Genomic DNA, 13,923 nt, shown 5'->3' with positions numbered 1-13,923 from the left:
GACGCGGGCATGACGAACTTGTTGAATGAAATGCAAAATCCCGCAATAGCGATTCGATGATCAGACTGAACGGACATGACCGGATCGAAGGTGACCTGCGCGGGGCGATTATTGCGCTGGGCAATTTTGACGGATTCCATTTCGGCCATCAGGCCGTCGCCGGCAAGGCGCTGAGCTGGGCGCGGGACGAAGGTCGTCCGGCGATTATCGCGACATTTGATCCACATCCGGTGCGCTTTTTCAAACCCGATGTCGCGCCTTTCCGGCTGACGTCGCTTGACCAGCGTCAGCGGCTGTTTGCCGATGCGGGCGCGAGCGCGATGCTGGTTTTCGAATTTGATGCCGGACTGGCAGCAACCACGGCAGAGGACTTTATCACCAAATTGCTGGTCGATCGCTTCGGCGCAGCGGGCGTTGTCACGGGAGCGGATTTCACTTTCGGCAAGGGCGCCAAGGGCAATATCGACATATTGCGCGAAGTCGGCGCAACGCATGGACTGAAAAGCGAAGCGGTCAGCCCGATCAGCGACAGCGATGATGTGATCTCCTCCAGCCGCATTCGTGCTGCGCTGAAAGAGGGGCAATGCGAAGAAGCCAATCGGCTGCTCACCCGCCCTTTTGCGATCTGCGGCGAGGTCATCCACGGCGACAAGAATGGCCGGATTCTCGGCTATCCCACCGCGAATATCGATATCGGCGAATATCTGCGGCCGAAATACGGGATTTATGCCGTGAAGGGCCGCCTGCCCGATGGCCGGGTGCTTAATGGCGCGGCCAATCTGGGCATTCGCCCGAGCTTCGATCCGCCGAAGGAATTGCTCGAGCCTTTTTTCTTTGATTTCAGCGAAGATCTCTATGGTCAGATGATCGAGGTCGAACTGCACCATTTCCTGCGCGGGGAAGAGAAGTTCGATGATCTCGATGCGCTGAAGGTGCAGATGGAAAAGGATTGCGACAAGGCGAGAGAGTTGCTGGGTTGAGTTGAGCGGTTCGTAGTGAGCATGCCTGCCGTCAGCCCTGCCCTTGTCTGCCGTTCGTGGTGAGCTTGTCGAACCACCTCTCGCCCCGACAACGGTCATTAACCTTCGCTCGCCCTTCGGCGCGACAGGCTCAGGACGGACGGTTGTTGCACGCGCACAAATCTCGCTTGCACCCGCGCCTTGCGTCCCCTAATCCCCGCGATCATGACCGATCCCAAAGCAGATTATAAAGACACGGTTTTCCTGCCGAAAACCGATTTCCCGATGAAAGCCGGCCTTGCGCAAAAGGAACCGGCAATATTGGAGCGCTGGCAGAAGATTGGTCTCTACGAGAAACTGCGCGAAGCCCGCGCCGGTCGCGAGAAATTCATCCTTCACGATGGCCCGCCTTATGCCAATGGCAATATCCATATCGGCCACAGTCTCAACAAGACGCTGAAGGATCTGGTCGTCCGCTCGCAGAGCCTGCTCGGCAAGGACGCGCCTTATGTGCCCGGCTGGGATTGCCACGGCCTGCCGATCGAATGGAAGATCGAGGAACAATATCGCAAGAAAAAGCGGAACAAGGACGAGGTTCCGGCCAGCGAATTCCGTGCCGAGTGCCGCACCTATGCCGACAATTGGGTCAATGTGCAGCGCGAGGAATTCAAGCGGCTCGGTGTATTGGCGGAATGGGACAAGCCCTATCTGACGATGGACTATGACGCCGAAGCGGCGATTGTCACCGAATTGCTGAAATTTGCCGAGGCCGGCCAGCTCTATCGCGGCGCCAAGCCGGTGATGTGGTCGCCGGTCGAGAAAACCGCGCTGGCCGAAGCCGAGGTGGAATATGAGGATATTGTCTCGACGCAGATCGATGTGGCGTTCGAGATTGTGGATGCGCCGAATGCGCCCGAACTGGTTGGCGCGCATGCGGTGATCTGGACGACCACGCCGTGGACGATTCCGGTTAATCAAGCTTTGGCTTATGGGTCCGATATTGAGTATGTTTTGTGGACTGATCCGATTGGATCCGCAGAATTCCTATCCTCTGGGCAAGTTATGCCGACGGCCGATGTTCGAAAATTGTTGATCGCCGAGCCTTTGCTGCTCGAATTTCTTGATCGGACGAACCAAGGGACAGGTCGCCACTCCGGCGCTGGACTTGAATTCTATGATCCTGCCGGAACCCATATTGGATGGCGCGGCAAAGGCTCCCAACTAGCCGGAGCTACAGCCAAACACCCGATGGCCGACAAATTTCCGGACAGCGAATTCTACACCAAGCCGCGCCCGTTCCTCGATGGGTCGCATTTCGTCACCACCGATGCGGGTACCGGCCTGGTCCATATGTCGCCCGACCATGGCGAGGATGATTTTGATCTGTGCAAGGCCAATGGCATCAATCCGGTATTCGCGGTCGATGCCGACGGCGTCTATCGCGACGACTGGGAATGGCTGCCACGCGGCGACGAGCGCGCCGGCGGGGTGATCAACAAGAAATTCAACGGCCCGGAAGGCCCGATCTGCTCGGACCTGCGCGAAGCCGGCGCCCTGCTCTCCGCCAGCGCTGATTTTACCCATAGCTATCCGCACAGCTGGCGCTCGAAGGCGAAGATCATCTATCGCTGCACGCCGCAATGGTTTGTGCCGATGGATAGTGAGATGGAAGCCGCCGGCGGGCAGACCCTTCGCGAAACCGCCCTGCATGAAATCCGGGACAAAGTCCGCTTCGTACCCGAACGCGGACGTCGCCGTCTGGAATCGATGGTCGAGGGCCGCCCCGACTGGGTGCTGTCGCGCCAGCGCGCATGGGGCGTGCCGATTGCGCTTTATGTTGACCGCAAGAGTGGCGAATATCTCAACGATCCGGCGGTCAATGCTCGGATCATCGCGGCGTTCAAGACCGGCGGAGCCGATGCCTGGTTCAACGCCGACCATCAGGAATTTCTCGGCAACGCCTATGCGCTCGATGATTATGAAGTGATCACCGATATTCTCGACGTCTGGTTCGACAGCGGCTGCACCCACGCCTTTGTGCTGGAAAGCGGCAAATGGCCGGAGCAGCGCAGCCCGGCGGACCTCTATCTGGAAGGCAGCGACCAGCATCGCGGCTGGTTCCAGTCGAGCCTGCTCGAAAGCTGCGGCACACGCGGTCACGCGCCTTATAAAGCCGTGCTGACCCACGGGATGACGCTCGACAAGACCGGCAAGAAAATGTCGAAATCGCTCGGCAACACGCTCGATCCGAAGAAGATCATCGATGTGCAGGGCGCGGATATATTGCGGCTGTGGGCGGCGAGTGTCGATTATACCGAGGATCACCGGATCGGCGATGAAATCCTGAAAGGGGTTTCGGACAGCTACCGGAAGCTGCGCAACACCTTCCGCTATATGCTCGGCGGTCTTGGCGACTTTACCGACGCCGAGCGCGTGGCGGTGGCCGATATGCCGGAACTGGAACGCTATATCCTGCACCGGCTGGCCGAGGTTGATGCGGAGCTGAAACAGCACGTCAACGACTTTGCTTTCGGTCCCTATATGCGGACATTGAACGCCTTTGCTCAAGAAGACCTGAGCGCCTTCTTCTTCGATATCCGCAAGGATTGCCTCTATTGTGACGCGCCGGATGATCCGAAGCGCATGGCCTACCGGACGGTGATGGACATATTGTTTCACGCCCTCACCCGCTATATCGCGCCGGTGCTGGTGTTTACCGCGGAAGAAATCTGGCAGAGCCGGTTCCCGGATGAGAATGACTCGATCCATTTGAAAGAGTGGCCCGAGGTTGATGCCGGTTGGACCGACGCTGATCTCGCTGGCAAATGGCAGGCTATTCGCGACGCGCGTGAAAAAGTCACCGTAGCCATCGAGCCGTTGCGGCGGGAGAAGACCATCCGCTCGAGCCTTGAGGCCGAAGTTGTCTATCCGATGACCGGTTTGCCGATCAGCACGGAAGAATTTGCCGAGCTGGCGATTGTCGCGAAGGTCACCGATGGCGCGGAAATCGCTGTTACCAAGACCGGCAACCACAAATGCGGACGCTGCTGGCGTTTGCTTCCCGAAGTGGAAGAGGATGGGGCGCTTTGTGATCGTTGTGCAGAGGTGGTGGCGTGAACCGCTCTCCATTCGTCAGCCGGAACCAGAAAATCGTCATCCTGAACTCGTTTCAGGACCCCACCAGGCTTGGCGCTCTGTCGAGAGGGATCCTGAAACCAGTTCAGGATGACGACTCCATCTCTCACCATTGCGCTGCTCGGGATGGAATTTGATATGACCAACCAGATCAAAAACTACCGCCGCATCGGCCTGATCATCGCTTTCCTGATCTTCTTCCTCGACCAGGCAAGCAAATTTGTCGTGATGCAATTGCTGCAGCTGCCGGTCCGCGGCCAGATCGAGCTGGTGCCGTTTTTCAACCTGACCTGGGCGGAAAATTACGGGGTTTCGATGGGATTTCTCACCGCTTCGACCGATTTTCAGCGATGGGCGCTGGTCACGCTGACCGGTCTGATCGGCGTTGCCGTTTTCATCTGGATGAACCGCGAAAAAGCCAAGTGGGACATTATCGCGCTCGGCATGGTGCTCGGCGGGGCGATGGGCAATATCGTCGATCGCGCGCGGCTCGGCTATGTTGCCGACTTTGCCGATCTCCACTTCGGCGATTTCCGGCCGTTCCTGATTTTCAACCTCGCCGATGCCTGTATCAGCATCGGTGTGGTTATCCTGCTTGCGCGGGCGCTGCTAATCCGCGAAAAGAAGGACGATACAAAAGACGATGTTCAGCTTGACGAAAGTTGACCTGTGTCAGGAGCGCGCTATCAGGCTCCGTAAGAGATTTTTGAGGGATAATATCATGCGTAAATCCACCGTCGCCATCAGCCTTGTTTCGCTGGCCAGCTTGACCGCCTGCGGCTCCAGTGGGCTGTTTGACCGCGAACGGCCCGATGAATTCGCCGTTTCGCGCCAGCCTCCGCTGGTGATCCCGCCCGATTTCACGCTAACCCCGCCACAGCCCGGCCAGCCTCGCCCGCAATCCGGCGGTTTACAGCAGCAGACGCTGGAAGCCCTGTTCGGCGGTCCGCAAGCGCGCAGCGTCACCGAAACCGCAGTCGTTGGCATGGCCGGTGACTCCGATGCCGGAATTCGCTCCTCGGTCGGCGATCCGGAAACCTTCACCGTCGACAAGGGCAGCGTAACCCGCGACATCATCGCCGCACCCGAAGGTGACGGACAGAACGCACAAGCCGCAACGCCGGAGTGATTCTCCCCCTGCGAAAGCAGGGATCCATCTCGAAAAACCCAGATCATAGCCTATGGTTGAGGTGCGCCAGCGCTTGAGCCAGCAGCGCTCTATTCTAGCTATCCCAATGTGCAGACGTTCGTTCAGGAGATGGGCCCCTGCCTGCACAGGGGAGCATCTGCATAGTTGAAGGAAGTGCAACCCTCTCCCGCACGGCATAGGCAATGCTCAATCCGGAATAGCGATGACCTTGGTTCTCGCGTTACCGCCGCGCACGATTTCCAGCGATGTTTTGGGCAACCCGAGCGCCTTGGCCAGCAGTTTCAAAACCGCCGCATTGGCTTTTCCATTCTCCGGAGTAGCGGTGACACGGATCGACAATATGCCGGCAGGTCCCTTTCCGTCCGGCAGGCTGATGCTGTTGTCCCCCGCATTGGGAGTCACTTTCACGGTCAGTTCACCACCAATGATCAGCGAGAACAGCTCTTCACGGGGCGGGAATGATTTGTTTTTTGCCATTATCGTTCCGGAGTGATGCTTGTGCTCCTGCGCAGGCAGGAGTCCATCTCGTAAAATCCCGTTCGCGCGGTCTGGTTGAAGTGTGCATGCGCTTGAGCCGACAGCGCGCTGCCAAAAGCGCCCGTATAAAGACTGTAGTTCAGGAGATGGGCCCCTGCCTTCGCAGGGGCACAAGTTCCTAATGCCGGAAATGGCGCATGCCGGTAAACAGCATCGCGAGTCCCGCTTCATCCGCTGCTGCGATCACTTCGTCATCACGGATTGATCCGCCGGGCTGGATCACTGCGGTGGCGCCCGCCTCGACCGCGGCTAGCAGGCCGTCGGCGAAGGGGAAGAAGGCGTCTGAGGCCACTGCCGACCCGATGGTACGGGCCTCGCTCCAGCCGGCTTTCTCCGCCGCATCCTTGGCTTTCCACGCCGCGATCCGCGCCGATTCAAGCCGGTTCATCTGGCCTGCGCCGACACCTGCGGTCGCGCCGCCCTTGGCATAGACAATGGCGTTGGATTTGACATGTTTCGCGACTGTCCAGGCGAACAGGCAATCGGCCATTTCCTGCTCGCTCGGCTGGCGTTTGGTGACGCATTTCAGCTTAGCCTGGGCGATCTGGCCATTGTCGCGTGATTGTAACAGGAAGCCGCCGGCAATGGATTTGAAGCCCATGCCGGTGCGCGCCGGATCGGGCAGTTCACCGGTCAGTAGAAGGCGCAGGTTTTTCTTCTTGGCGAAGATTTCCTTGGCCTCGTCATTCGCGCTCGGCGCGCAGACGACTTCGGTGAAGATGCCGGTCATCGCTTCCGCCGCCGCGCCGTCAAGCGGGCGGTTGACCGCGATTATGCCGCCGAATGCCGAGACGCTGTCGCAGGCCAGAGCCGCTTTATAGGCGTCGAGGATATTGTCCGCGCTGGCGACGCCGCAAGGATTGGCATGCTTGACGATGACCACGGTCGGCGGGCCGTCGCGGAATTCGCTGACCAGCTCGAGCGCAGCGTCGGCGTCGTTGTAATTATTATAGCTGAGCGCCTTGCCCTGCAACTGCTCGGCCTGCGCAATGCCGCTCGCGGACGGGCCGTCGGGCAGATAGAGCGCGGCGCTCTGATGCGGATTCTCGCCATAGCGCAATTCGACCGGACGGCTCATCGTGATCGGCAGCACATCGGGGAACATCTTGCCCTGGTCGGAGAAGCCGAACCACTGGGCGATCATGCTGTCATAGCTGGCGGTGGCGGCGAAGGCCTTTGCGGCCATATTCTTGCGAAAGGCTATTGATGTGCCACCGTCATTCTGCTGCAACTCGGCCAGCAATGTTGCATAGTCGGACGGGTCGGTGACGATGGTGACGAAATCGTGATTCTTTGCCGCGCTGCGCACCATGGAGGGTCCGCCGATATCGATATTCTCGATAATCTCGTCGCGTTCCGCGCCCTTGGCGACGGTCTGGGCGAAGGGGTAGAGATTCACGATCACCAGATCAATCCCGGCAATATCATGTTCTTCCATCGAAGCGACATGACCGGCATCATCGCGCCGGGCAAGCAGGCCGCCGTGGACCTTGGGGTGCAGCGTCTTGACCCGCCCGTCCATCATTTCGGGGAAGTTGGTCACATCGCTGATGTCCGCGACCTCGAGGCCGGCTTCGCGCAGGGCCTTGGCGGTTCCGCCGGTCGAGATCAGCGCGACGCCCATCGCCGACAGCTGCTTGCCGAGATCGGCCAGTCCGCTCTTGTCCGAAACCGACAAAAGCGCGCGTTTGATTTTGATATTCTCTGTCATCATTACCCCATATGTTTGAGCAGCCAGCCGGTGGCGCCACCGCCCTTGCCCACTGCGCCGGAAATCACCATCTGCATGACGTCATGGCCTATACCCATGCCGTCGACCCAGACACTTTCTTCCAGTTTGATTTGTCCGCTTGTCGAGCGGAATTGCCACAAATTTCCGTCCTTCAGACGCAACAGGACGCCCTTGCCTTCCGAGATCAGGTCGCTTTCTATATCAGGCCCGAGATGGAAGCGCAGCGCATATTCGATATCATTCTTGCGCCGCCGGCGCTTCTTGCCATCCGGAATCAGCATATCCTCGCCGCGCAGCTCCAGCCCGTCCGAGCGCAGCAGCAACAACCGCTTGTGGACCAGACCAAAGCGCTTGGCATAGCCATCATGACTGGCCTCGAGCCGGGTCGCATTTTCGACGTCGCGGCGGAACAGTTCGACTTCGCTGACCCCGCGACCGAGCTTGCCGTCGGGGAGAATAGAAGTGCTGTTGCTGTCGGCGATGCACAAGGTGCTGTGCGCGGCGGTGGTCCGCAGGCCTCGCGCCAGCGCCGCCGGGATGGTCGCGCCGACCAGCCCCGCGCCGCCGCAATTGCTGATGATCCGGCAATCCCCGTTGGAGAATTCAAAAGCCAGTGTCGAGGCGCAACCGGCGACCGCCATGCGCGCTATCGGCGGCGGCGCGGCGTCGAGAACCATCACCGAACGGCCGGAAGAAACCCGCTGATAGCCCCATTCATGCGCCTGCCGCAGCGGTCTGGCCCGAACTCCGCTGGCCTCCACCACTTGCGCGATCTGTTCCGCCGATGTGGCCCCGCTGCCCTGCCAGTTGCCCATCGTGCCGTCAAAATGGGTCAGCGCGGTGAGCGGCGGCACCGCCTTGTTCAGCGCTTCCTCCAAAAAGACCGGTGCATCTTCCTTGCGTGCGATATAGACCTGTTTCAGCATCGACAGCAGGATCACCGCGTCGATCTGGTTGAGCGGCGAGCGCGAGACAGACCCACCGTCGGCAAAGAAAAACTCGCCCATCGCTTTTTCCAGACCGGCTTCGCCGACAATCTGGCGGACGCGTCCCTCGGGCAGCAGCAGGGAAGCCGCGACTACACCGCTCCAAGCCACCAGCCGGCCGAGGCTGCTGTTCGCTTTGTCTGCGGTGCGGTCGAGATGGCGGGCGGTCCGGGCGATATTGTTGAGCAGTTTCGAACGGTAGATCAGATCGCGCGAGGACAGGATGAGCGGCGCATGGCTGGCCCAGATCAGCAATCGCCAGCCACAATTGTCGGGACGCCAGGCCGGCTGACGGATGGTGTCGCCATTGGCATCAAGCCACTGGTTCATCAGCTTTTCCGCCACCGGCACCGCCTGATCGCGGGAAGCCGCCGTATCGAGATCGCGCAACCACTGGAAGCGGTGGACATAATCTTCAAATTGCGGCGGCAGCTTGAGCTCGGCAAAATCGATATTGTCGTGTTTTTTCTTCAGACCGCGGAACAGGAAAAAACCGGCGCGCACCGCCATGCCCTGCACCCGGTCGCCATCGACCGGGTCAACCGGTACCGCCAGAAGCCGCAAGGGCAATTTTCCCGACAGACGAAGCCGGTGCATCGGCATCCGCCAGGTCATCCGGTAGTAGAGCATTGTCGCTTGCTGGGCGAGCGACTGGCCGCGGTCGCGATCGTGGCGCAAAGTCAGGCTGCGGCCTTCGCCTATATCGTCATTTTCGTCATATGTGTCTGGCTGGTCCGGGTCGCCATCGCCCAGATCCAGCCGGTCAGATCTGCCGGTGGTCATTCACCCCTCAGACCGCGGATATTGGCAGCATATTGATCCGGTCCGCCGCGGAAGGTTGCGGTGCCGGCAACCAATGTGTCAGCGCCGGCGGCAATTGCCTGCGGTGCGGTTTTGAGATCGATACCGCCATCGACTTCCAGCCGGATATCCTTGCCGGTGGCGGTGATGCGCTTGCGGATCGCCTCGATCTTGCGCAGCTGGCTGTCGATGAAGCTCTGCCCGCCAAAACCCGGGTTGACGCTCATCACCAGAATTAGATCGAGATCGTCGATCAGATAATCGAGAATATCGAGCGGAGTCGCCGGGTTGAGCACTAGCCCGGCCTGCTTACCGAGCGACTGGATGGTCTGGACGGTGCGATGCGGATGCGGGCCTGCTTCCGGATGGAAGGAGATGATATCCGCGCCTGCCTCGGCAAAAGCTTCGAGAAACTGATCGACCGGAGAGATCATAAGATGAACGTCGAACGGCTTGGCGCTATGCGGCCGCAGCGCTTTGACCACTGCTGGGCCAATCGTGATATTGGGGACAAAATGGCCGTCCATTACATCGACATGGATCCAGTCGCAGCCGGCCTTGTCGATGGCCTGCACCTCTTCGCCCAACCGGGCGAAATCGGCAGAAAGGATAGAAGGGGCGATACGGATGCTGTCGGACATGGCACTTCCTTAAACTATGCCCGGCAGTAGGATTTTTATACGGGGCAAGCAAGACGCTATTCTGGCAGGAACCACAGTCCCTTGTGGACAGATTGGGGACAGGTTCACAATATGTAGAAGATCAGCTTTTGCGAACCAGCCGCGCGATGAAAAATCCGTCGACATTGCCCTTTTCGGTTAGCGTATCCGGCAACGTCCGGACGCAGCCGGATTCGGTCGGCGCTATCCCGGTCGGCAGCTCGTCATCACCAACCGGATCGATGGCGAACTGGTCATGGCGCTCGAGAAAGGCTTCGATCTGCTCCTCGCCTTCTTCGGGTTCGAGCGAGCAAACGGCATAGACCAGGGTCCCGCCGGGCTTCACCCAGGCGGCTGTGCGGTCGAGCAAGGCGCGCTGCACTTCTGCGCGGTCTTCGATCTGGCGAGAGCCGATACAATGCAGCACATCCGGATGTCGCCGGTAGATACCAGTGGCGCTGCACGGCGCGTCAAGCAACACGGCATCGGCGGCTTCCGCCGGTTCCCACTGCATCAGGTCGACGATTATTTCTTCGGCCTGCAAATTGGTGCGCTTCAGATTGTCCTGAAACCGCTCCATTCTTTTAGCGCTATTGTCGACAGAGACGGTTTTCCAGCCGGCACTGGCCAGCTGCATGGTCTTGCCGCCGGGGGCGGCGCAGAGATCATATATGGTCCGGCCCTTGCCTTCGCCGAACAATCGTGCGGGAATCGAGGCGGCCAGATCCTGTACCCAGAACTGGCCTTCATCAAAGCCGTCCAGCCCGGTGACTGGAAGATTTGGAAGCATCCTGAGATGTTTCGGCGCGAGCTTGTCGCCTTCCAGCGTGCCGACATCATCGGACTGGAAACTGAGGTCAAGCGGTGCGGGCGTGGCCCAAGCCTGGCTGGCGGCATTGGCGACATCCTCGCCCCAGTTATTGGTCCAGCGATCCAGCGTTTCGCCGGGAATTTCAGGATATTCGGGCAGTTTCAGTTCGCCCGATTCGACACCGCGCATAACAGTCGAGAATACACCGTGCACCAGCCGGCGCGGTCCGCCATGGACCAGCGGCAGCGCGGTAGAAATCGCGGCATGTTGCGGCGTGTCCAGGATCAGCACCTGCGCCAGCGCGATGCGCAGCGCCATCCGCGCCTTGGCATCGTCGGCCAGCCGGTTGCGGGTCGCGCTGTCGATCATCGCATCAAGCGCGCTCATCCAGCGCAATACATTGGCGGCAATATTATGCGCCAGCGCCTTGTCCGAAGGGTTGGACAATTTGCCCGTAGCGGCGGGCATCGCCTGATCCAGCGTCTCGCCGCGCCGGCAAACGGCGTCCAGCAGACGAATAGCGGACTGGCGCGTGGCGAGGCCGGGGACTTTGTTATTGGGTTCGTTCATTGTTCTGTTCCGCACTGACTTGCCCCGTAAAGCCGGGACATGCGCAAACCGGATGGCTTGCGCTGCCGCACCGCATAGACCTTCCCGCGTTTCGATCAAGCTTTTGGATGGAGTGCGATTGGGACGAAAATTAAAAATTGCGGATGGGGTGGCTAGCTGTCAGCGTTGCCGGTCGGGAAATTGCTTCGATCCGTCATTGCGCCCCATAGACCAGCTTGCTCGTGCTATTGTGACTTACATCACTCGTGCGCTCGAGGAGCACGCTATGTCCAAGTCTGGATTAATCCCAGGTCCTTCGACGATGACTATCTCACCTATCACTACTGCTCTGTTCATCACCGTTTTTTCCCGCGACCCCACTCTCTGGGATCGCAAATAGTGGGCCATCCGGCGTGAGACATATGGTGGATGGTTTTGAATATGGCATTGTTTGTAACGCGAGGAAGCTGTCGGCAAGGACCATTGATGGATCAATCCGGGATTTTGCTGATCCACAATCAGTGAAAAATACTACGTCCGCTGCCGGACCATGGCGCATTGCCAGCAAAGGCGGCATTCAATGAAAAAACAGGAAACAACTATGAAAAATTCGATTGCAACCTTGGCAGTTTTTGCGAGCGCCTTTGCGCTCAGTGCATGCGGTACCAGCAACGAGACGTCGGAAACTGCCGCACCGGAAGAAGCCACTGAAGTTGCAACCTCCGAAGCATGCACTCAGGAAACCATGATGGCCAAGGCTCAGGAACTCGCCACGAAGATGCAGGCTCTGGCCAGCGATCCGGAAGCGATGCAGGAAATGGCCAGCAAGATGCAGGAAGTTCAAGAGAAGATGCAGCAAGGCGCTGCTGACGGAAGCTTTGGCGCTGCCGAAGCTTGCGCTGCCTATGACGAAATGCTCGCTGCTGCCGAGTAATCTGATTCAAGTAAAATAGCAGGCACGGCGGAGATTGATCTCTGCCGTGCCTTGATGAGCAAATGAAGCGGGCTGGACTTGATCCGGCCTTTTCTGTGTTTGCTCGGCTGGGGATGCTGGCAGCCAAATCGAAGCGGCACATTGCCGGGACCCGCAACAAAAACCCGATTGACATTAAGTCGATATATATCGATATAGTAATGATGCGAAAACCGAGGGCACCATCGAAAGCGACGAGACAGGCATTGATTGCCCTGTTCAATGCGCCCGAGAGCCTGCATGGTTACGACATCATGCAGATCACCGGGATCAAGCCGGGCACATTATATCCGATGCTGGCGAGACTGGAGGACCAGGCAATGCTGTCCTCTCAATGGCAGGAGCCAAGCGTGGAGGGCCGCCCTCCCCGCCATATTTACAGCCTCACCGAGGCCGGACGCGTTGTGGCGAAGGGCCTGCTCGTCGAAAAGCATGACGTCTCCGGCCAACAGTTGCGGGCGAAGCCGATATGATGCGGCGCGCGCTCGAACAGTTGATCCTCTGGTTAGCGCCTGATCATCGCAAAAAATGGGCGCAGGCGATGGCGGCGGAAATGTCGGTGATCGAAAGTGGCAGAGATCGGATGGCGTTTGCCTTGGGCTGTCTGATTGCCTGCTGCCGATTTCGTCTCGAACCAGACAGTCTAACCGCAAAAACAGGGAGCAGCATCGTGAAAGACAGATTCGTGATTTTGACATTCGTTGCGGGTGTAGCGGCGGGCTTGATTGGTTTAACCTATCTGCTTGCCTCCGGTGCTCCGCTGAGCAAGATACTGGTCAATGGCGGCGCTATTGTTATCGGCATTTTGCTGGCCCTTTCCCCGAGGCTCTCGGGCCGGACCACAGATTCGGTGGTGACTGCGATCGCCTTGATCGGCGCGTTCATTCTGCTTGGCACCGCGATTTTCGGATACACCATCGAGGATGCCAGACGGTGGCTGTTGATCGGGCCGTTTTTCATCCAGACCAGCCTGATATTGTTGCCGCTGATTGCAGTCTGTTTTGCCAGAATTCAGAATTTTCGAACCACAGTGGCGATTATAGTCGCAGCCTTCGCGATGGCAGCGCAGCCCGACCGGGCGATGGCAGCGATGCTGTTTGTGGCGGTCGCCATAGTCGGCATGATGCGGCCAAATAGGCTGACTGCGAGCGCGGCGGTACTCTGCGCGATGACATTCGCGACCACGCTGTTGCTGCCGGACCGCCTGCCAGCGGTGCCCTTTGTAGATCATATATTGTGGAGCGCGTTTGATATTGGCCTTTGGGTCGGGCTGTTGCTCTGGGCCGGCTGCATTTTGCTGGTCTGCCCGATATTATTCACACCAAAGGCCGAGCGCAGCATCATACATTATGTGTTTGCATCGTGCTGGGCGACGTTGATCGCCGCCGCAGCCATGGGTGCCTATCCAACGCCGATTGTCGGCTATGGAGCCAGCGCGATCATCGGCTATTTCCTGAGTCTGATATTTCTGCAACCCGCGACCGATGCGCATTTAGCGAGAGACGATGACCCCGAAAGCTCGTCCGAAGCAAATGAAGCAACGCCGCCGCTTCGAACCAATGCGCCTTCCTTCGCGATTTGAGCCAGTCTACGCTAGTTTCGGACGAAATCGGATAAGCCGTCAGACGATA

At 58.9% G+C, this 13,923-nt stretch carries 12 protein-coding genes; 7 read left to right on the top strand and 5 right to left on the bottom strand.

Features of this window, described 5'->3' with window-relative positions:
* Positions 1-56 precede the first annotated feature (56 nt).
* From ACWFTY_RS05755 to ACWFTY_RS05740, 4 genes are all read left to right on the top strand, one after another.
* Positions 57-980: a bifunctional riboflavin kinase/FAD synthetase gene (locus ACWFTY_RS05755; RefSeq protein ID WP_447526412.1), complete on the top strand. Its 924-nt coding sequence runs from the start codon at positions 57-59 to the stop codon at positions 978-980.
* Between the two features lie 204 nt (positions 981-1,184).
* On the top strand, positions 1,185-4,076 hold the full coding sequence (ileS, locus tag ACWFTY_RS05750) for an isoleucine--tRNA ligase (protein WP_447526411.1): 2,892 nt from the start codon (positions 1,185-1,187) through the stop codon (positions 4,074-4,076).
* Between the two features lie 156 nt (positions 4,077-4,232).
* Complete coding sequence (gene lspA / locus ACWFTY_RS05745) at positions 4,233-4,760, top strand: signal peptidase II (protein ID WP_447526850.1); 528 nt, start codon at positions 4,233-4,235, stop codon at positions 4,758-4,760.
* A gap of 55 nt (positions 4,761-4,815) precedes the next feature.
* Entirely contained in the window at positions 4,816-5,223 is a 408-nt protein-coding gene (locus tag ACWFTY_RS05740; RefSeq protein WP_447526410.1) for a DUF3035 domain-containing protein, read from the top strand.
* A 207-nt stretch (positions 5,224-5,430) separates the two neighbouring features.
* Here the strand turns inward: ACWFTY_RS05740 and ACWFTY_RS05735 are convergent, their stop codons facing one another.
* From ACWFTY_RS05735 to ACWFTY_RS05715, 5 genes are all read right to left on the bottom strand, one after another.
* Complete coding sequence (locus tag ACWFTY_RS05735; RefSeq protein WP_447526409.1) at positions 5,431-5,721, bottom strand: DUF167 domain-containing protein; 291 nt, start codon at positions 5,719-5,721, stop codon at positions 5,431-5,433.
* 178 nt (positions 5,722-5,899) lie between these two features.
* Positions 5,900-7,492: a bifunctional phosphoribosylaminoimidazolecarboxamide formyltransferase/IMP cyclohydrolase gene (purH, locus tag ACWFTY_RS05730; RefSeq protein WP_447526408.1), complete on the bottom strand. Its 1,593-nt coding sequence runs from the start codon at positions 7,490-7,492 to the stop codon at positions 5,900-5,902.
* A 2-nt stretch (positions 7,493-7,494) separates the two neighbouring features.
* The gene (locus ACWFTY_RS05725) at positions 7,495-9,282 is read right to left on the bottom strand and encodes a heparinase II/III family protein (RefSeq protein ID WP_447526407.1); all 1,788 of its coding nucleotides are present in this window, start codon (positions 9,280-9,282) and stop codon (positions 7,495-7,497) included.
* Positions 9,279-9,941, bottom strand: coding sequence for a ribulose-phosphate 3-epimerase (rpe, locus tag ACWFTY_RS05720; protein ID WP_447526406.1), 663 nt, complete (start codon positions 9,939-9,941; stop codon positions 9,279-9,281). Before rpe ends, ACWFTY_RS05725 begins: the two co-directional genes overlap by 4 nt.
* 121 nt (positions 9,942-10,062) lie before the next feature.
* Entirely contained in the window at positions 10,063-11,340 is a 1,278-nt protein-coding gene (locus ACWFTY_RS05715) for an RsmB/NOP family class I SAM-dependent RNA methyltransferase (protein WP_447526405.1), read from the bottom strand.
* A gap of 580 nt (positions 11,341-11,920) precedes the next feature.
* Here ACWFTY_RS05715 and ACWFTY_RS05710 point away from each other — a divergent pair.
* From ACWFTY_RS05710 to ACWFTY_RS05700, 3 genes are all read left to right on the top strand, one after another.
* Positions 11,921-12,253 (top strand): hypothetical protein, encoded by a 333-nt coding sequence (locus ACWFTY_RS05710; protein ID WP_447526404.1) that lies wholly within the window; start codon positions 11,921-11,923, stop codon positions 12,251-12,253.
* A gap of 200 nt (positions 12,254-12,453) precedes the next feature.
* Positions 12,454-12,765: a PadR family transcriptional regulator gene (locus tag ACWFTY_RS05705; protein WP_447526403.1), complete on the top strand. Its 312-nt coding sequence runs from the start codon at positions 12,454-12,456 to the stop codon at positions 12,763-12,765.
* Positions 12,762-13,874 carry a hypothetical protein gene (locus tag ACWFTY_RS05700; RefSeq protein ID WP_447526402.1) on the top strand — a complete coding sequence of 371 codons (1,113 nt, stop codon included), beginning with the start codon at positions 12,762-12,764 and terminating at the stop codon, positions 13,872-13,874. The genes ACWFTY_RS05705 and ACWFTY_RS05700 overlap by 4 nt, the downstream gene beginning before the upstream one ends.
* The last annotated feature ends 49 nt before the right edge of the window (positions 13,875-13,923 follow it).

The sequence above is a fragment of the Parasphingorhabdus sp. NYA22 genome (assembly GCF_976973735.1).
Note: the sequence above shows the minus strand (reverse complement) of the source record. Positions and strands in the feature narration are given on the sequence as shown.